Raw genomic sequence first — 17,695 nt, 5'->3', positions numbered from 1 at the left:
TCAGCTCCCTACCAGTTGCGGAAACGCTTGGGCGGCTGGTACAAACCGCCCGATGCGCGCACCAGGTCTTTCATATTGCGGGCGGCCAGCAGGTCGCGCGTGGCCATGCGTTTGTCGATGCCCAGGTCCTCCGCGCGCTGGATGATGCCCCGGTCGCGCAGGTTCTCCACCATCCGCTTGTCGCGCGCCAGGCCGACCGGCGTGTAGCCCGCCACGCCGCGTATCGCCTGCTCGCGTTCCTCGTCGGTGCGGCACATCAGCAGGTTGGCGATGCCTTCCTCGGTCAGGATGTGGCTGACATCATCGCCGTAGATCATCACCGGCGGTATCGCCATCTTGGCCTGCTCCATTAGCTCCCACGCATCGAGCTTCTCGACGAAGGCAGGCTGCATATGCTCGCGGAAGGTTTCCACCATCTGCACCACCAGCTTCTGGCCGCGCGGGATGGTGTTGCGGCCCGCGCGCGCCTGCTCGCCCGCCTTCAGCCACGCAGGACTGGCGTGGCGCCGTCCGCGCGCGTCCGCGCCCATGTTGGAGGCGCCGCCGAAGCCGGAGATGCGGCCGGCGGTGGCGGTCGACGAATTGCCCTGCAAGTCGATCTGCAGCGTCGAGCCGATGAACATGTCGCAAGCATAGTGGCCGGCGGCTTGGCACATGGCGCGGTTGCTGCGCATGGTGCCGTCCGGGCCGATGGCGAAGACGTCCGGCCGCGCATGGATGTAGTCCTCCATGCCCAGCTCCGAGCCGAAGGAATGCACCGACTGCACGAAGCCCGCCTCGATCGCCGGGATCAGCGCCGGATGCGGATTGAGTGCCCAGTGCTTGCCGATCTTGCCGCGCAGGCCAAGCGACTCGGCGTAGGTCGGCAGCAGCAGCTCGATGGCGGCAGTGTCGAAGCCGATGCCGTGGTTCAGGCGCTGGACGCCATACTCGGCGTAGATGCCCTTGATCGCCATCATCGCCATCAGCACCTGGATCTCGGAGATCTGCGCCGGATCGCGGGTGAACAGCGGCTCGATATAGTAGGGGCGCGGCGACTGCACGACGAAATCCACCCAGTCGCCCGGCACGTCCACGCGCGGCAGGGTGTCCACGATGCGGTTGACCTGCACGATGACGATGCCCTGCTTAAAGGCGGTGGCTTCGACGATGGCCGGCGTGTCCTCGGTGTTCGGTCCGGTGTACAGGTTGCCGTGGCGGTCCGCCGCCTCCGCCGCGATCAGGCAGACGCGCGGCGGCAGGTCGATGAAGTAGCGGCTGAACAGCTCCAGGTAGGTGTGGATGGCGCCGATATTGAGCTTGCCGGCGGAAGCCAGCCGCGCCACGCGCACCGCCTGCGGGCCCGAGAACGAGAAGTCCAGCCGCGAGGCGACGCCGCGCTCGAACACGTCCAGGTGCTCCGGCAGCGCCAGCACCGACTGCAGCATGTGCAGGTTGTTGATGCGCGCCGGGTCCAGGTTGGCCAGCGCATGGCCGAGGAAGTCGGCCTGCTTCTGGTTGTTCCCTTCCAGGCAAACGCGGTCGCCGCACTCCAGCGCCGCGTGCAGCAGGTCGGCGATGCGCGCGGCCGGCAGGCTTTTGCCGTCCAGGTCATTCCCCAGGTCGGTGCGCGCCCGCTGCAAGCGCGCGGCGCGATTCTGCTGCAAGGTGTTCCAGTTCATTTTATTTTGCTCCCATGATCATGTCCGGCAGGCCGGTGGAAATGGACGGGAACAGGCATAGTAGCAGCACCGCCACGAACATCAAAATCAGGAACGGGAATACGCCCCACACCACATCCTTGAGCGGGATGTCGGGCGCGATGTTCTTGATGACGAAAATGTTCAGGCCCACCGGCGGGTGGATCAGGCCCATCTCCATCACCACCGTCATCACGATGCCGAACCAGATCAGGTCAAAGCCGGCGTCCTTCAGTGGCGACAGGATGATGGGCGCGGTCATCAGGATGATCGACACCGGCGGCAGGAAGAAGCCGAACACGATCACCATCAGCAGGATCACCGCCAGCAGCAGCCATTTCGACAAATGCAGGCTGACCACCCACGCGGCGGCGGACTGGCTGATGTGCAGGTAGCTCATCACGTACGAATAGAATAGCGACATGCCGATGATCAGCAACAGCATCGTCGATTCCTTGATCGAGGAGCTGAGGATGGGCGACAGGTCCTTCGGCCGCCACACGCCGTAGATCGCGGCCAGCAGCACCAGCGCCAGCAAGGCGCCCAGGCCGGCCGTCTCGGATGGCGTGGCGAAGCCGCCGTACAGCGCGACCATCACGCCGATCAGCAGGATGATGAAGGGCAGCACGCGCGGCAGCATTTCCACCTTCTGCGCCAGCGTGTAGTGCTCGTCCTCGAGATAGGCCGACTTGGCGCCGCCCTGTTGGTAGATGACCAGCGCGGCCTTGTATTCCTTGTGCGCGCGGTAGACGGCATAGCCGGCGAACAGCAGCACCAGCAGCACGCCGGGGCCTATCCCGGCCAGGAACAGGCGGCCCAGCGACTGCTCGGCGGCGACCGCGTACAGGATCATGGTGATCGACGGCGGCAGCAGGATGCCCAGCGTGCCGCCGGCGGCGATGATGCCGGCCGCGAAACCGGGCGAGTAGCCACGGCGGCGCATCTCGGGGATGCCGGCCGAGCCGATGGCCGAGCAGGTGGCGGGCGACGAGCCGGCCATCGCCGCGAACAGCGCGCAGGCGAACACGTTGGCGATGCCCAGGCCGCCCGGTATCTTGTGCATCCATGTGTGGATGGCGGAGTACAGGTCCTTGCCGGCCGGGGATTTGCCGATGGCCGCGCCCTTCAGGATGAACAGGGGGATGGACAGCAGCGTGATCGACGCCATCTCCTCGTACACGTTCTGGGTGATCGTGTCGAGCGAGGAGGGCGGCATGCAGAAGTACATGAAGCCGGTGGCCACCACGCCCAATGCGAAGGCGATCGGCATCCCGGAGAACATCACCACCAGGGTGACGGCGCCGTACAGGGCGCCAAGGGTCAGGTCGCTCATGCCGCGCGCTCCGATGAAGACTTGTTTGTCATGCGTGCCAGCGTTTGCAGCACGATCTGCAGCGTAAGGATGCTCATCCCGGCGGCCATCATGGCGTAGGGTATCCACAGCGGCGGGGCGAAGGTCGAGGAGGTGGTCTGGCCGTCGACCCAGGCTTCATGGAACAGCGTCCACGACTTCCACGAGAAGAAGGCGCAGAAGAGCGCTGACACCACGTCCACCATGAACAGCCGCGCCGCGTTCACGCGCGCCGGCAGCAGCGAGGCCAGCGCCTCGATGCCGATATGGCCACGGTGCGATTGCACGTAGGCGGTGCAGAAGAAGGTCACGCCGACCAGCATGAACACTGACGCCTCGTCCTGCCAGTCGGTGGGCGCCTGGAAGAAGTAGCGCGACACCACCGAGTAGGTCAGCACGAGGGCCGTCAGCACCAGCGCCACCATGGACACCAGCATCAGCCCTTGATTGAGCTTGTTCAGCAGCGCGGTGGCCAGCGCCACGGCAGCGTTGTCGGGCGGAGCGGCCGCGCGCGGCGGCTCCAGCTCTATGCCGTGGCTCACAGCGTCTTCTCCGCCAGCTTGAGCAGCTTGGCGCAGCTTTCATTGCGTTCGCCGTAATCCTTCCAGGCGGTGGTGCGGGCGATGGCCTGCCATTTTTTCAGCGCGGCCGGATTCAGGTCCACCACCTTGGCCTTGGCCTTGGCGTAGACGTTGGCCACGGCCGTGTCGTCGGCCTTGGCGGAGGCCAGCGCGAAAGCTTCCATCTCGGCGCCGACGGCCATGATGGTGGCTTGCTGTTCCTTGGTCAGGCGGTCGAAGACGGCCTTGGACATCATCAGCGGCTCGAACATGAACCAGTAGGCGCCCGCACGGCCGGTGGTCAGCGCTTTCGACACTTCCTCCAGCCGGAACGAGATCAGCGAGGTGGAGGAGGTCAGCGCGGCCTCCATCGCGCCGGTCTGCATGGCGGCGTAGATCTCGTTGGACGGCAGCGACACCACGGCGGCGCCGGCGGCCTTGAGGATCAGGTCCATCTCGCGCGAGCCGCCGCGTATCTTCATGCCCTTGGCGTCGTCCGGATCGATCACCGGCTTGGTGCGCGATGCCACGCCGCCGGCCTGCCAGATCCAGCTCACCAGCACGATGCCTTTCTCGTTCAGGATGCGGCTCAACTCCTTGCCCACTTCGGCGTTCTTCCAGCCGTAGGCCTGTTCGTAGGACGTCACGAGGCCGGGCATCAGGCCGATGTTCACTTCCGGGACCTCGCCGCCGGCGTACGACAGCGGCACCAGCGACATGTCCAGCGCGCCCTTGCGCATGGCCGAGAACTGGGCGTTGGTCTTCATCAGCGAGGAGCCGGGATAGATCTCGAATTTGAGGCTGCCCTTGCTGCGCTTTTCCACCTCGGCGGCGAACATGCGCGTCAGGCGGTCGCGGAAATCGCCGTCGGTGACCGTCCCGCCGGGGAACTGGTGCGAGATCTTGAGGGTGGTGCTCTGCGCCCATGCCGGTTGCAGCAACAACGGGCTGGCGGCAAGGGCGGCCAGTACGGACCTGCGGGTGATTACGCTCATGTTGTCTCCAAGGTGTAAGTCAAATATGCAACGCTTTGTTTTGTGTATACAAGAATATCTTGTTCGAATACATTGTCAAGCTAAATAAGCGACTTATAATGAAGCTTGATATACACAAGGCTGCGAAGACCATGACCACCCATTCCGCCACGTTGCGCGAAGAGATTGAAGAGATGATCGCCATCGGCGAGCTGAAACCGGGCCAGCACCTCGACGAGACCGAGCTGGCCGCGCGCTTTGGCGTCTCCCGCACGCCGGTGCGCGAAACGCTGATCCAGCTGGCTTCCATGGGGTTGGTGGTGATCCGTCCGCGGCGTGGCGCCATCGTCGCGGAGCTGGGGCCGCAGCAGCTGGTGGAGATGTTCGAGGTGATGTCGGAACTGGAGGCGACCTGCGGCCGCCTCGCCGCGCGCCGCATGACGCCTGCGGAGCAGCAGGCTTTATTGGCGGCCCACCAGGCCTGCCAGGAGGCGCGCGACGCGCAGGAGCCGGACGTCTACTACTACAAGAACGAGTTGTTCCACGAAGCGATCTACGCCGGCAGCCATAACCAGTTCCTGATCGAGCAGACGCGCAACCTGTACCGGCGCCTGCGGCCTTACCGCCGCCTGCAGCTGCGGGTGCGCGACCGGCTGGCTACGTCCTACCACGAGCATGACGGTGTTGTGCAGGCCATCGTCGGCGGCGACGGCGAACTGGCGGCGCGCCTGCTGCGCGAGCATGTGATGATACAGGGGCAGCGCTTCTCGGACCTGATGGCGTCCCTGCCGCAGCTGCAGCGGGACGCGGCCTAGATTCAGCCGGCCGCGCCGCGTACCATCCGCACCGGCTTGGCCGCGTTGGACGGGGCTTGCGGCAGCATGTCCTGGAGCGTTTGTTTATCCAGCACGGCCAGGAAGGCTTTGGTGGCGTCGTTCAGCGTGTGCTTGAGCGCACAGTCGGACGTCAGCGGGCAGGTGTCGGTCTCGCGGTCGAAGCATTCGGCCATGAAGAAGTCGGTCTCGGTCGCCCGCACCAGCGCGCCGATGTTGATGTCCTTGGGCTCCTTCGCCAGCCGCAGGCCGCCATTGCGGCCCCGCACCGTCTCCACCAGGCCGGATTGACCCAGCTGGTACACCACCTTCATCAGATGGTTCTTCGAGATCGCGTGCATGTCGGCGATGTCCTGGATCGTGACCAGCCGGTCCCGGTGCGCGCTCAGGTACAGCAAGGTACGCAGGGAATAGTCGGTGAAGGATGTCAGGCGCATGGCTCGGAGTGTCTGTTGCAGGTCAATTCACCATTCTACATCCTCACGAAGCTTTACTCCATTTGTTGAAGAATGTCGCGCACGCGCAGCAGGGCGGTGTCGATATCGAGCGTCTCGATGCCGCCGTAGCCGAGGAACAGGCCGGCCTTGGGCGGCGTGAAGGCGTAGAAATTCGACAGCGGGTAGAGGCCGACGTCGGCGCGCCGCGCCAGGCGCCGCAGCAGGTCCAGGTCCAGCGGCTTTTTGCACAGCGCCGCCACGTGGAAGCCGGCGCTGGCCGGCACCAGCTCGAACCACGACGACAGCGGCCCGGCAAACATGGATTGCATGCGCTCGCGCCGCGTCGCGTAGATCTCGCTGCAGCGGCGGATGTGGCGCGACAGGTAGCCGTCCGAAATGAACTTGGCCAGCGCGTGCTGGCTGGCGGTGGCGGTGTGCCAATCGTTCAGGTGCTTGACGGTGAGGGCCGCGTTCAGCACCGCCTCCGGCAGAACCGCGTAGCCGAGCCGCAGCTCCGGCAGCATCACCTTGGAGAAGGTGCCGACAAAGGCCACCACGCCGTGCCGGTCCATGCTCTGCAGCGAATCGGTGGGCCGGCCCTCGTAGCGGAATTCGCTGTCATAGTCGTCCTCGATGATGATGGCGCCGATCTCCAGCGCGCGCGCCAGCAGCGCCTCGCGCCGGGCCACGCTCATCGGCATCCCCAGCGGGAACTGGTGGGCGGGCGTGGTGTAGATCAGCCGCGTGCCTTGCGGGATCTGCTCCACCAGCATGCCTTCGCGGTCGACGCCAATGCCCACCACCTGCGCGCCCTGGCTGGCGAACAGCATGCCCGCGGCCGGATAACCTGGCTCCTCGACCGCCACCACGCAGCCCGGCTCCAGCAGCACGCGGCCCAGCAGGTCCAGCGCCTGCTGGGCGCCGTTGGTGACCACCACATTGTGCGCGGTGCAGACCACGCCGCGCGCGTAGGCGGCATGGTGGGCGATGGCGGCGCGCAGCTCGGCAACGCCTTCGGCCTGGCGGTACATGCCGCCGGTCCTGGCATCCTGGCGCAGGCCGTGCAGAACACAGCGGCGCCAATCGTCGGCGGGGAACAGGCCGGGCGAGATGCAGCCGCCGATGAACTCATGGCGCGAGCGGCCTTCCGGGAACGGGGTGCGCAGCGGTGCGTGCATGGCGTCCCACTTGGCGACGATGGCGGCGCTGGCGAGCTTTCCGGCGTCGTGTCGGCGCGGCCTGGCCTCCACCGGCGCGCTGACAAAGCTGCCCTTGCCGACCTGGCCCAGCACCAGCCGCTCCTGCGTCAGGCGGGTGTAGACATCGGAGACGGTCTTGCGCGACAGGCCTAGCTGCTCGGCCAGCAGGCGGGTGGGCGGCAACTGCTGGCCGTCGGCCAGGCGCCCGCTTCGGATCGAATCGCTCAGCTGGCGATACAGCTGCCCGCTCAAATCCTTCGTGCCCTCGATGACGATGTGAAGTTCCATGTTATGTTTGTGCGGCGCCTGACAGACAATACCCGGCAGTTTGCCATAGACTTGCAAGCCACACAGGAGGAACCATGGACAAGGAAACCGCGCGCCGCCAGTTCGTCAGCGAACTTTGGCAGCGCTATGAGGAGTTGCAACGGTGGGCGGAAGAGAATTGGCCGGACAAGGAACATCCGCTGTCCAGCGCGGATTTTGTCGAGAGCCGCAAGGAGATACTGGGCCTGCGCAATCCCGCGCAGGCGCCGGGCCGGCCGCCGTCGACCGGCGCCCAAGGCGACGCCCGTGAGCCGGAGCAGGGCGGCGCTCAATACATCGACGTGAACCCGACGCCCTGGCCGTGAGCCGCGCGGCCTAGTGCGTGACCGGCTTGCCGGTCTGCGCCAGCAGCCAGGCGATGACGCTGATGACCAGGCTGGCGAGCACGCCCCAGGCCAGCTTCAGCGCGCTGTCGAACAGCAGCGGCGCCACCAGGCCGGACACCAGTGCAAACAGCAGCATCTGGATGAAGGACTGCATCGACGCCGCCAGCCCGCTGTTGTTGGGGAAGTACTCCAGCGCGATCAGCGACAGGGGCGTCATCGACAGCGCCAGGCCGAAGGAGTAGATAAACAGCGGCAGCACCGCGTACGGCACGGCGGCCACGAAGGCGCTGTTGTAGGCCACGTTGATGACGCCGGAGGCGATCATGACCGCGAAGCCCATCCACACCTGCGCGCCGCGCGAGAACCTGTGCGCGAACTTGCCCGACAGCGCGGAGCCGATCACCATGCCGCTGATCAGCGGCACGAACATCCATGCGAACGCGGTTTCCGGCAGGTGCAGGATGTTCATCACGAAGTAGGCGGCAGAGCCGATATACAGCGCCACGCCCGCGAAGCTCATGCCGACCGCGATCGACAGCAGCAGGAAGTGGTGGTGGCACAGCACCTTCCAGTAGTTCGCGGCGATCACGCCGAGGTGGAACGGATGGCGGTCCTTGACGGCCAGGCTCTCGGGCAGCGCGCGCTGCACGGCGATGAACATCAGGATGCCGAAGCCGCTGAGGAACCAGAAGATCGAGCGCCAGCCGAAGCTCACCTGCAGCCAGCCGCCCAGCACCGGTGCGATGGCCGGCGCCAGGCCGAAGATCATCATGATGTGCGACAGGATCTTCTGCGCGGCGACGCCGGAGAAGCGGTCCTGCACGATGGCGCGGCCGACCACCGAGCCGGCGCCTGCGGCCAGGCCCTGCACGATGCGGCAGGCCAGCAGCACGCCGATGGACTGCGCCATCGCGCCGACGATGGAGGCGCCGATGTACAGCACCAGCGACACCAGGATCACCGGGCGGCGGCCGAAGGAGTCGGACAGCGTGCCGTAGAACAGCATCATGAAGGCGAAGCAGAACAGGAACATGCTCAGGGTCTGCTGGATCAGCATCGGGCTGGCGTCGAAGGCCAGGGCGATGGCGGGGAACGACGGCAGGTACGTGTCGATGGCCAGCGGCCCGACCATACTCAGGCCGGCCAGCAGCAGTGTCAGCAAAATATTCATGAAAGGCGTATTGTTCTGTGAGCCGAGCATTTTACGCGATATGCGGCCATCGCATATCCAAGGGCAAAATCATTCCTTTGCCTTGCTGCCGGCGTTTTTATAATTCGAGACACTATGACTATCGATACCTATGATGGAACCGGCGTCAAGCCGTCGCACTGGAACCTGGACGGCGTGATCGAGCAGCTGCGCGTGTCGCGTGAGGCCACGCACAACATCCGCCATCACGGCAAGGTGCGCGAGCTGCCGTCGCGCGAGGCGCTGACGATCATCGTCAACGGCCTGTCGGCGGTGCTGTTCCCGACGCACTACGGGCGCCCCAACCTGACCGACGAGAGCATCGACTACTTCGTCGGCGACACGCTCAACACCACCTTGAACCGCCTGACGGAGCAGGTCCGGCGCGGCCTGCAGTTCTCGCTGGACGACGCGCCCGATGATGAGGAAGCGCTGACGCGGCAGGCGCACGCCATCACGCGCGAATTCGCGGCCGGCCTGCCGGGCATCCGCGGGTTGCTGGTGTCCGATGTTCAGGCGGCGTTCTCGGGCGATCCGGCGGCGACGTCGGTGGCCGAGATCATGCTGTGCTACCCGGGCACCATCGCCATCCTGTACTACCGGCTGGCGCACAGCCTGCACCGGCTTGGCTCGCCCTTCCTGGCGCGGCTGATTTCGGACATCGGCCATTCGTTGACCGGGATCGACATCCATCCGGGCGCGCAGATCGGCGGCAGCTTCTTCATCGACCACGGCACCGGCGTGGTGATCGGCGAGACCGCGATCATCGGCCAGCGCGTGCGCCTGTACCAGCATGTGACCCTGGGCGCCAAGCGCTTCCCGGCGGACGAGCAGGGCGCCTTGATCAAGGGCGTGCCGCGCCATCCCGTGGTGGAGGACGACGTGGTGATCTACGCCGGCGCGACCATCCTGGGCCGCATCACCATCGGCGCCGGTTCAACCATCGGCGGGAATGTGTGGCTCACGCAAAGCGTGCCTCCGGGGAGTAATGTGTCTCAAGCGCAGATGCGGAGCGATTAGGGTATGCTTTTGGTTTGTATAGGCATGGAGATTTTTGAATGACGGAACAATCCCAATATGTGCCGCCGAAAGTCTGGGTCAATGAAGCACCCTCCGGCGGCACGTTTGCAAGCATTAACCGCCCGGTCGCGGGTCCCACCCATGAGAAGGAACTGCCGGTCGGGAAGCACCCCCTGCAGCTCTACTCACTGGGCACGCCGAATGGCGTGAAGGTGACGATCATGCTGGAAGAGCTGCTGGCCGCCGGGCACACCGGCGCCGAATATGACGCATGGCTCATCCGCATCAATGAAGGCGACCAGTTCTCCAGCGGCTTTGTCGAGATCAATCCGAACTCGAAGATCCCGGCGATGGTCGACCGCAGCGGCGCGCAGCCGTTGCGCGTGTTCGAATCCGGCTCGATCCTGGTGTACCTGGCCGAGAAGTTCGGCGCCTTCCTGCCGAAGGAACTGGCGGCGCGCACCGAGACCTTGAACTGGCTGTTCTGGCAGATGGGTTCCGCGCCGTTCCTGGGTGGGGGCTTCGGCCACTTCTACGCCTACGCGCCGGAAAAGCTGGAGTATCCGATCAACCGTTACGCGATGGAGGTCAAGCGTCAGCTCGACGTGCTCGATCGCCAGCTGGCCCATCATCGCTACGTCGCGGGCGACGAGTACACCATCGCCGACATGGCGATCTGGCCGTGGTACGGCGTTCTGGTGCTCGGGAAGATTTACGGCGCTGGCGAATTCTTGTCGGTGCACGAGTACAAAAACGTCAAGCGCTGGGCCGACGATGTCGCCGCACGTCCTGCGGTGGTTCGCGGCCGCAAGGTCAACCGCACATTCGGAGAGCCGGAAGAGCAGGTGCCCGAGCGGCACGATGCGAAAGACCTTGATTAATCAAATTGTGTTATTTAAAACATTTCTAGGCGCACTTGATGTTTCCGTAATATAATGTTATTTCTATAACTTAACGGAAATTTCCATGCGCCGCATTGCACTTGGTTTAATCAGCCTCTTTCTGAGCGCCTCGGCGTCCGCCGAAATCCTCACGTTCGAATATACGGGCGTGATCAACACTTTACGCGAAACCATCGGCAATGGCAGCAGCCATGCCATTGTATCGAGCAGCAAGATACCAGGAGGTGTCCGGGTAGGTGATGATTTCCATGGCACTTTCTCTCTCGACACGAACTCCGAACAGTCTACTTGGAATCAGACGAATGCGTATTACTACAATTGGGCCGGTGCGCTGGGATTGACAAGCATTACTTTTGATAAAAGTGGCACGACCAGCGCTACGCCTTATGCCGCAAACAACGTTTCGATAATTAATAGCAATCTCGGCTATTCCGACCGTGTGTACATTGAAGCGCGTGCCTCGGTTTCCCCCGGTGTCGCAAGCAATCAGCGCCTCAGTTTTGAATTCGTTTCGGATAACGGGAGCACCTTGACCAGTCTGGCAATGCCGACCCATTTCAATGTGGACGATTGGAACACGGCCGAGGCCGGTTTGGATTGGTACTCGGATAACGGGCACATCAACATGACCGGCATGTTGACCAGCGTGACCCGGGTATCGGCCGTACCGGAGCCAGAATCGTACCTGATGCTGCTGGCAGGTTTCGCTTTGGTGTCGGGCGTTGTCGCGCGCAAGAAGAAACAGATCAGCTAAGTCGTCCGGCTGGAGTGGACAACAGCGCCGCCGAACAAGGCGGCGCTTCGCTTTTAGGCGGCCGGTGAGGCGATCTTACTTGCCCGGCTTGGCCGCGCCGCCGGCTTCCAGCGCCAGCTGGTCTTCGGTCTTCGAGTAGTCGGGGAAGTATTTGTTGGTCACGGCCAGGAACTCGCGCGAGCGGTAGGCCGCCGCGATGTCCTTGGCGAACTGCTTGTCCTTGTCGGCCGCGCGGATCGCCACCAGGTTGATGTAGTTGGACGAGATCTTCTCGGTCAGCAGCGCTTCCTTGAGCTTCATGCCCGAGGCCAGCGCGTAGTTCCCGTTGACGAAGGAGTAGTCGGTGTCCTGCAGGGAGCGCGGCAGCTGCGCGGCCTCCAGCGCGATCAGCTTGACCTTCTTGACGTTGACGGCGATGTCCTTCTCCGATGCCTTCACCGGATCGAACTTCTCGCGCAGCTTGATCCAGCCCAGTTGATCCAGCATGACCAGCGCGCGCGCCTGGTTGGTCGGGTCGTTCGGCATCGCGACGGTGGTGCCTTCCTTCGCCTCGGCCAGCGTCTTGTGCTTCTTGCTGTAGATGGCGATCGGCGCGGTCGGGATCTTCACCAGGTCGGCCAGCGCCAGCTTGTTCTTGGCCGCGAACTCGTTCAGGTAGACGATGTGCTGGAACACGTTGGCGTCCAGCGAACCCTCGGCCAGCGCGAAGTTCGGCTGGATGTAGTCGTTGAACTCCACCAGCTTCACTTTATAACCCTGCTTTTCCAGGATAGGCTTGATACCCAGTTTGATCTGGTCCGCATACGGGCCGGAGCTGGTGCCGATCACCAGTTCTTTCGGATCCTTGGCGTAGGAGGGCGCGGCGATGCCGAGGGCGATGGTCAGTGCGGCCAGCAGCAGGTTGCGGCGAGTTGCGTTCATATGTGTTCCTTTGATTAGCGTTTGTCTAGGCGTTTGGCGATGCGGTTGCCGGTGAACTGGATCAGCTGCACCATGGCGATCAGGATGGCGACGGTGGCGACCATGATGTCGGTCTCGAAGCGGTAGTAGCCGTAGCGGATGGCGAGGTCGCCGATGCCGCCGCCGCCCACCACGCCGGCCACGGCGGAATAGGACAGGAAGCTGATCGACAGCACGGTCAGCGCCAGCACCAGGCCGGAGCGGGCCTCCACCAGCAGCACGCGCAATACGATCTGCAGTTCCGACGCGCCCATGGCGTGGGCGGCTTCGATTACGCCGCGCGGCACTTCACGCAGGTTCTGTTCGACCATGCGGGCGAAGTAGGGCACGGCGGCGAAGGACAACGGCACGGCGGCGGCCAGCGGGCCGATCGAGGTGCCGGCGATGATGCGCGTGAACGGCACCAGCGCCACCAGCAAAATGATGAACGGGAAGGAGCGCACCACGTTCACCAGCCATCCAAGCACCAATGCCACCGGGCGGTTTTGCAGCGACTGGCCGTCCGCCACCAGGAACAGCAGGATGCCGAGCGGGCCGCCGATCAGCACCGCGGCGGTCAGGCCGATGCCGAGCATGGTCAGCGTTTGTCCGAGGGCGGTCCACATCTCCGGCAGCATGGCGATGATGGCGTCGAGCGAGGCGAGATATTCAGACATAGGCGGCCTCCGTGCCGATAGTGTTGGCGGTGTTGGCGGCCAGTGCGCTGGCGGCGCCGTGCTGCGCCAGTTCGCGGCCCAGCGCGGTCTTGCGCGGCTCGGCCAGGCTTGCGGTGTCGTCCAGCGCGAATTGTTCGGCGATCGCGCCATCCTCGATGACGGCCACGCGGTTGCAGATCTCGCCCAGCACCGACAACTCGTGGCTGACGATGACGATGGTGACGTTCAGGCGGCGGTTGATGTCGCGCAGCGTGGCGAGCAGCGCGCGCGTGGTCTCGGCGTCCAGCGCGGAGGTGGGCTCGTCGCATAGCATGACGGCCGGTCCGCTGGCCAGCGCGCGGGCGATGGCGACGCGCTGCTTCTGCCCACCCGACAGCTGCGCCGGATAATTTGCGGCCTTGCCGCTCAACTCCACCAGTTCCAGGCATTCATTGACGCGGGCCGTGATCTGCGCCGGCGTGTGGCCGCCGTGGATGCGCAGCGGGAAGGCGACGTTGTCGAACACGGTGGCGTTTTGCAGCAGGTTGAACTGCTGGAAGATCATGCCGATATTGCTGCGCGCATCGCGCAGTTCGCGCTTGGACAGCGCGGTCAATTCGCGGCCGTCGACAAACACGCGGCCGCTGTCCGGCCGCTCCAGCAGGTTAAACAGGCGCAGCAAGGTCGACTTGCCGGCGCCACTTTTGCCGATCAGGCCGAAGATATCGCCGGCATTCACTTCCAGGGAAACGTCGCGGACCGCGTGGAACGCGCCGCCGTCGGGCAGCGCAAAGGTTTTACTCGCATGATCGATGCGAATCAGAGGTGTAGTCATCAGGAATAAGCGGTTGGTACCGGTTGTAAGGTTCCGGTTCGCGCAGTATCGCATCTGCGGCTCATGCGGCAAACGAAGTTATTTCGCTTTCTATATGCCTAAAAATTATAAAGAAGAAAGCGCATATCAAAACGTAAAACTATTCGTTTTGATTTCACTTGTGCGGAATTAATCTGGCTTCCACGAACAACACAGGGAGCAGCAATGAGTGTACTTCTGATAGGCGGCAGTCCCGCAGTCCCTTCAAGCACCGGCCGTTTGCTGGATCACGTGGGCCAGAAGCTGTCCACCCAGGGCCACTGGCGCAGCACCCTGCAAGTGCGCGACCTGCCGGCGCGCGCGCTGCTGCATGCCGATACGTCGGACCTGGCGATCAAGCGCGCGCTGGCCGCGGTGGCCGCCGCCGACGCCATCGTCATCGCCACGCCGGTGTACAAGGCGTCGTTCACCGGCATCCTGAAAGGCTTTCTCGACCTGCTGCCGCAGGATGGCCTGGCGGGCAAGCTGGTGCTGCCGCTGGCCATCGGCGGCAGCCAGTCGCACATGCTGGCGCTGGACTACGCGCTGCGGCCGGTGCTGCATGCGCTTGAGGCGCGCCAGGTGCTGGCCAGTGTCTACGCCACCTCGCAGCAACTGGTCTGGAGCGAGGATGGTGGCTTGACGATCGATCCGGCCGTCGCCTGGCGCCTGGACGCCGGTATCGAGGATTTGTCGTCCGGCCTGCAGGCGCTGGCCGGACGCACTGAAGAAGCGTACGTGGCGCCGCTGCAGCCGGTACGCCTGGCACGCTGATCATCACAACAAAGGAACTCCATGAGCATCGAACAAAAACGCGCATCGCGCCGCCACACACTGGGCCTGCTGTTCGCGGCGGGCGTATTCGCGGCCGGCGCGCCGTCGTCCGCCAGCGCGCAAGCCAGGCAGGAAGTCCGCATCGGCTACCAGAAATACGGCACGCTGACTTTGTTGAAAGGACGCGGCACGCTGGAGCAGCGCCTGGCCGCCAAGAACGTCAGCGTCAAATGGACCGAGTTCCCGGCTGGCCCCGTGCTGCTGGAAGGGCTCAACGTCGGCAGCATCGACTTCGGCACCGTCGGCGAGGCGCCGCCCATCTTTGCGCAGGCCGCGGGCGCCAACCTGGTTTATGTCGGCAACGAGCCGCCGTCCCCGTCCAGCGAGGCGATCGTCGTGCCCAAGGATTCGAAGATCCGCAGCCTGGCGGACCTGAAGGGCAAGAAGGTGGTGCTGAACAAGGGCTCCAACGTGCACTACCTGCTGGTCAAGGCATTGGAGAAGGCCGGCCTGGCGTACAAGGATGTCCAGGCGATCTACCTGCCGCCGGCCGACGCGCGCGCCGCCTTCGAACGCGGCACCGTGGATGCCTGGGTGATCTGGGACCCGTTCCTGGCCGCCGCCGAGAAGCAGCTCGGCGCGCGCGTGCTGGCCGATGGCAAGGGCCTGGTATCAAACCACCAGTTCTACCTGGCCTCGCGCAGCTACGCGGAGAAGAACCCGGAAATCGTCCGCATCGTGCTCGACGAAATCGCCAGGGTGGACGAGTGGGGCGCCAGGAACCAGAAGGAAGTCGCCGCCATTCTCGCCGCGCAGACCGGCCTGGATGTGGACGTGGTGGCGCTGGCAGCCTCGCGCTATGCCTACGGCGTCAAGCCGGTCAACGCCGCCGTGATCGAGCAGCAGCAAAAGGTGGCGGACGCCTTCTCCAACCTGAAACTGATCCCGAAAGCCATCTTGGTCAAAGACGCGCTATAAGGAAGCCATCATGTCCCTGAATATTTTCTGGTTCATCCCCACGCACGGCGACAGCCGCTACCTCGGCACCTCGAAGGGAGCGCGCCCGGTCGATGCCGACTATCTGCGGCAGTGTGCGGTCGCCGCCGACACGCTGGGCTACGACGGCGTGCTGCTGCCCACCGGCCGCTCCTGCGAGGACGCCTGGGTGGTGGCCTCGTCGCTGATCGGCGCGACGCGCAAGCTCAAGTTCCTGGTGGCGATCCGTCCGGGCCTGACCACGCCGGGGCTGGCGGTGCGCATGGCCGCGTCATTCGACCGTTTGTCCAACGGACGCCTGCTGATCAACGTCGTCACCGGCGGCGACCAGGGCGAGCTGGAAGCGGACGGCCTGTTCGCCGACCACGCCAAGCGCTACGAAATCTCGGATGAATTCATCCGCGTGTGGCGCGCCTCGTTGTCCGGCGAGGGCGGCGAGGCCGGCTACGATTTCGAGGGCAAGCATATCAAGGTCAAGGGCGCGAAGACGCTGTATCCGGCGGTGCAGAAGCCGCATCCGCCGCTGTACTTCGGCGGCTCGTCGGAACCGGCGCACGCGCTGGCGGCCGAGCAGATGGACGTCTACCTGACCTGGGGCGAACCGCCGGCCGCCGTGGCCGAGAAGATCGCCGACATCCGCGCCCGCGCCGCCGCGCATGGCCGCACCGTGAAGTTCGGGATCCGCCTGCACGTGATCGTCCGCGAGACCAACGAGGCGGCGTGGCGCGCGGCCGAGGAGTTGATCAGCCATCTGGACGACGACATTATCGCCAAGGCGCAGGCGGCGTTCGGCAAGATGGATTCGGTGGGGCAGCAGCGCATGGCCGCGCTGCACGGCGGGCGGCGCGACAAGCTGGAAGTGTCGCCCAACCTGTGGGCCGGTGTGGGCCTGGTGCGCGGCGGCGCCGGCACCGCGCTGGTGGGCGATCCGCAGACGGTGGTGGCGCGCATCCAGGAATACGCGGACCTGGGCATCGAGACCTTCATCTTCTCCGGCTACCCGCACCTGGAGGAATCGTACCGCTTCGCCGAGCTGGTGTTCCCGCTGCTGGGCAAGGGCAGGGCGGCTGGCGAACAGTCTCTGAGCGGTCCGTTCGGCGAGGTGATGGCCAACACCATTGTGCCGAAGAAGGCGGCGTGACATGCGTACCACCGCACCGCGTTCCAACGCCTTCGCGCCGTGGATACTGCCGCTGTTGCTGGTCGCCGGCTGGCAGGCGGCGTCGCAACTGGGCTGGTTGTCCAGCCGCATCCTGCCGGCGCCATGGGCGGTGGCCAGGGCCTTCTGGACCTTGGCCGTCTCCGGCGAGCTGTGGCTGCACCTGCGCGCCAGCCTGTGGCGCGCGGTCAGCGGCTTTGCCTTCGGTGCCGGCGCGGGGCTGGCGCTTGGCCTGCTGACCGGCAGCGTGCGCCGCGCCGAAACGCTGCTCGACACCACGCTGCAAATGGTGCGCAACATCCCGGCGCTGGCCCTGATCCCGCTGGTGATCCTGTGGTTCGGCATCGATGAAACGGCCAAGCTGTTCCTGCTGGCGGTCGGCGTGTTCTTCCCCGTGTACCTGAACACCTTCCACGGCATCCGCTCCGCCGACCATGGCTTGATCGAGATGGCGCGCAGCTACGGCCTGTCCGGCTGGCCGCTGTACCGCGACGTGATCCTGCCGGCCGCGCTGCCTTCCATCCTGGTGGGGGTGCGCTTTTCGCTTGGCCTGGTGTGGGTGCTGCTGATCGTCGCCGAAACCATCTCGGCGCAGGCGGGCATCGGCTACATGACCATGAACGCCCGCGAATTCCTGCAGACGGACGTGGTTCTGGTGGGCATCCTGCTGTATGCCTTGCTGGGCAAGCTGGCCGACCTGCTGTCGCGCGGGATGGAGCGGCACTTCCTGCGCTGGAATCCCGTTTACCGTTGACGAAGGAGACCCC

19 protein-coding genes are annotated in these 17,695 nt (G+C 64.8%); 9 read left to right on the top strand and 10 right to left on the bottom strand.

Annotated elements, in window-relative coordinates; translation table 11 throughout:
* Window positions 1–8: 8 nt before the first annotated feature.
* From mdcA to GTP90_RS09205, 4 genes are read right to left on the bottom strand one after another with little or no spacing between them, the layout of a single operon-like run.
* Window positions 9–1,661 carry a malonate decarboxylase subunit alpha gene (gene mdcA / locus GTP90_RS09220; protein ID WP_161083224.1) on the bottom strand — a complete coding sequence of 551 codons (1,653 nt, stop codon included), beginning with the start codon at window positions 1,659–1,661 and terminating at the stop codon, window positions 9–11.
* Window position 1,662: 1 nt separating this feature from the next.
* Window positions 1,663–3,012: a TRAP transporter large permease gene (locus tag GTP90_RS09215; RefSeq protein WP_161083223.1), complete on the bottom strand. Its 1,350-nt coding sequence runs from the start codon at window positions 3,010–3,012 to the stop codon at window positions 1,663–1,665.
* Complete coding sequence (locus GTP90_RS09210; RefSeq protein WP_161083222.1) at window positions 3,009–3,572, bottom strand: TRAP transporter small permease; 564 nt, start codon at window positions 3,570–3,572, stop codon at window positions 3,009–3,011. Before GTP90_RS09210 ends, GTP90_RS09215 begins: the two co-directional genes overlap by 4 nt.
* Window positions 3,569–4,585 (bottom strand): TRAP transporter substrate-binding protein, encoded by a 1,017-nt coding sequence (locus tag GTP90_RS09205; protein ID WP_161083221.1) that lies wholly within the window; start codon window positions 4,583–4,585, stop codon window positions 3,569–3,571. The genes GTP90_RS09210 and GTP90_RS09205 overlap by 4 nt, the downstream gene beginning before the upstream one ends.
* Before the next feature lie 131 nt (window positions 4,586–4,716).
* Between GTP90_RS09205 and GTP90_RS09200 the strand changes: the two genes are divergently transcribed.
* Window positions 4,717–5,379, top strand: a complete 663-nt coding sequence (locus tag GTP90_RS09200; protein WP_161083220.1) for a GntR family transcriptional regulator — start codon at window positions 4,717–4,719, stop codon at window positions 5,377–5,379.
* A 2-nt stretch (window positions 5,380–5,381) separates the two neighbouring features.
* On the opposite strand, the gene GTP90_RS09195 is transcribed toward GTP90_RS09200, so the two are convergent.
* Complete coding sequence (locus GTP90_RS09195; RefSeq protein WP_161083219.1) at window positions 5,382–5,834, bottom strand: RrF2 family transcriptional regulator; 453 nt, start codon at window positions 5,832–5,834, stop codon at window positions 5,382–5,384.
* Between the two features lie 53 nt (window positions 5,835–5,887).
* Window positions 5,888–7,321 (bottom strand): MocR-like pyridoxine biosynthesis transcription factor PdxR, encoded by a 1,434-nt coding sequence (pdxR, locus tag GTP90_RS09190; protein WP_161083218.1) that lies wholly within the window; start codon window positions 7,319–7,321, stop codon window positions 5,888–5,890.
* Window positions 7,322–7,395: 74 nt separating this feature from the next.
* On the opposite strand from pdxR, the gene GTP90_RS09185 reads away from it, so the two are divergent.
* Window positions 7,396–7,665, top strand: coding sequence for a hypothetical protein (locus tag GTP90_RS09185; RefSeq protein WP_161083217.1), 270 nt, complete (start codon window positions 7,396–7,398; stop codon window positions 7,663–7,665).
* A 10-nt stretch (window positions 7,666–7,675) separates the two neighbouring features.
* Here the strand turns inward: GTP90_RS09185 and GTP90_RS09180 are convergent, their stop codons facing one another.
* Window positions 7,676–8,857, bottom strand: a complete 1,182-nt coding sequence (locus tag GTP90_RS09180; protein WP_161083216.1) for a multidrug effflux MFS transporter — start codon at window positions 8,855–8,857, stop codon at window positions 7,676–7,678.
* 114 nt (window positions 8,858–8,971) lie between these two features.
* Here GTP90_RS09180 and epsC point away from each other — a divergent pair, with 114 nt between their 5' ends.
* From epsC to GTP90_RS36855, 3 genes are all read left to right on the top strand, one after another.
* Window positions 8,972–9,895, top strand: a complete 924-nt coding sequence (gene epsC, locus GTP90_RS09175) for a serine O-acetyltransferase EpsC (protein WP_161083215.1) — start codon at window positions 8,972–8,974, stop codon at window positions 9,893–9,895.
* Between the two features lie 38 nt (window positions 9,896–9,933).
* A complete protein-coding gene (gene yghU / locus GTP90_RS09170; RefSeq protein ID WP_161083214.1) occupies window positions 9,934–10,776 on the top strand; it encodes a glutathione-dependent disulfide-bond oxidoreductase in 843 nt (280 codons plus the stop codon).
* A gap of 85 nt (window positions 10,777–10,861) precedes the next feature.
* The gene (locus GTP90_RS36855) at window positions 10,862–11,551 is read left to right on the top strand and encodes a PEP-CTERM sorting domain-containing protein (protein ID WP_254451788.1); all 690 of its coding nucleotides are present in this window, start codon (window positions 10,862–10,864) and stop codon (window positions 11,549–11,551) included.
* Window positions 11,552–11,626: 75 nt separating this feature from the next.
* Here the strand turns inward: GTP90_RS36855 and GTP90_RS09160 are convergent, their stop codons facing one another.
* Genes GTP90_RS09160 through GTP90_RS09150 form a run of 3 tightly spaced genes read right to left on the bottom strand, consistent with a single transcriptional unit; the run spans window position 11,627 to window position 13,981 of the window.
* A complete protein-coding gene (locus tag GTP90_RS09160; RefSeq protein ID WP_161083213.1) occupies window positions 11,627–12,472 on the bottom strand; it encodes a MetQ/NlpA family ABC transporter substrate-binding protein in 846 nt (281 codons plus the stop codon).
* A 14-nt stretch (window positions 12,473–12,486) separates the two neighbouring features.
* Complete coding sequence (locus tag GTP90_RS09155; RefSeq protein WP_161083212.1) at window positions 12,487–13,167, bottom strand: methionine ABC transporter permease; 681 nt, start codon at window positions 13,165–13,167, stop codon at window positions 12,487–12,489.
* A complete protein-coding gene (locus tag GTP90_RS09150; protein ID WP_161083211.1) occupies window positions 13,160–13,981 on the bottom strand; it encodes a methionine ABC transporter ATP-binding protein in 822 nt (273 codons plus the stop codon). Before GTP90_RS09150 ends, GTP90_RS09155 begins: the two co-directional genes overlap by 8 nt.
* Before the next feature lie 204 nt (window positions 13,982–14,185).
* Here GTP90_RS09150 and ssuE point away from each other — a divergent pair, with 204 nt between their 5' ends.
* The 4 genes from ssuE to ssuC are packed head-to-tail and all read left to right on the top strand — an operon-like array spanning window position 14,186 to window position 17,682.
* On the top strand, window positions 14,186–14,773 hold the full coding sequence (ssuE, locus tag GTP90_RS09145) for an NADPH-dependent FMN reductase (protein WP_161083210.1): 588 nt from the start codon (window positions 14,186–14,188) through the stop codon (window positions 14,771–14,773).
* A gap of 21 nt (window positions 14,774–14,794) precedes the next feature.
* Entirely contained in the window at window positions 14,795–15,751 is a 957-nt protein-coding gene (locus GTP90_RS09140) for a sulfonate ABC transporter substrate-binding protein (protein ID WP_161083209.1), read from the top strand.
* A gap of 16 nt (window positions 15,752–15,767) precedes the next feature.
* Window positions 15,768–16,910: an FMNH2-dependent alkanesulfonate monooxygenase gene (gene ssuD, locus GTP90_RS09135; RefSeq protein WP_217431952.1), complete on the top strand. Its 1,143-nt coding sequence runs from the start codon at window positions 15,768–15,770 to the stop codon at window positions 16,908–16,910.
* 1 nt (window position 16,911) lies between these two features.
* Window positions 16,912–17,682: an aliphatic sulfonate ABC transporter permease SsuC gene (ssuC, locus tag GTP90_RS09130; protein WP_161083207.1), complete on the top strand. Its 771-nt coding sequence runs from the start codon at window positions 16,912–16,914 to the stop codon at window positions 17,680–17,682.
* Window positions 17,683–17,695: the final 13 nt, after the last annotated feature.

It is taken from the genome of Duganella vulcania (assembly GCF_009857655.1).
Taxonomy (GTDB): domain Bacteria; phylum Pseudomonadota; class Gammaproteobacteria; order Burkholderiales; family Burkholderiaceae_D; genus Rugamonas; species Rugamonas vulcania.
This window is presented reverse-complemented; position numbering and strand designations above follow the sequence as displayed.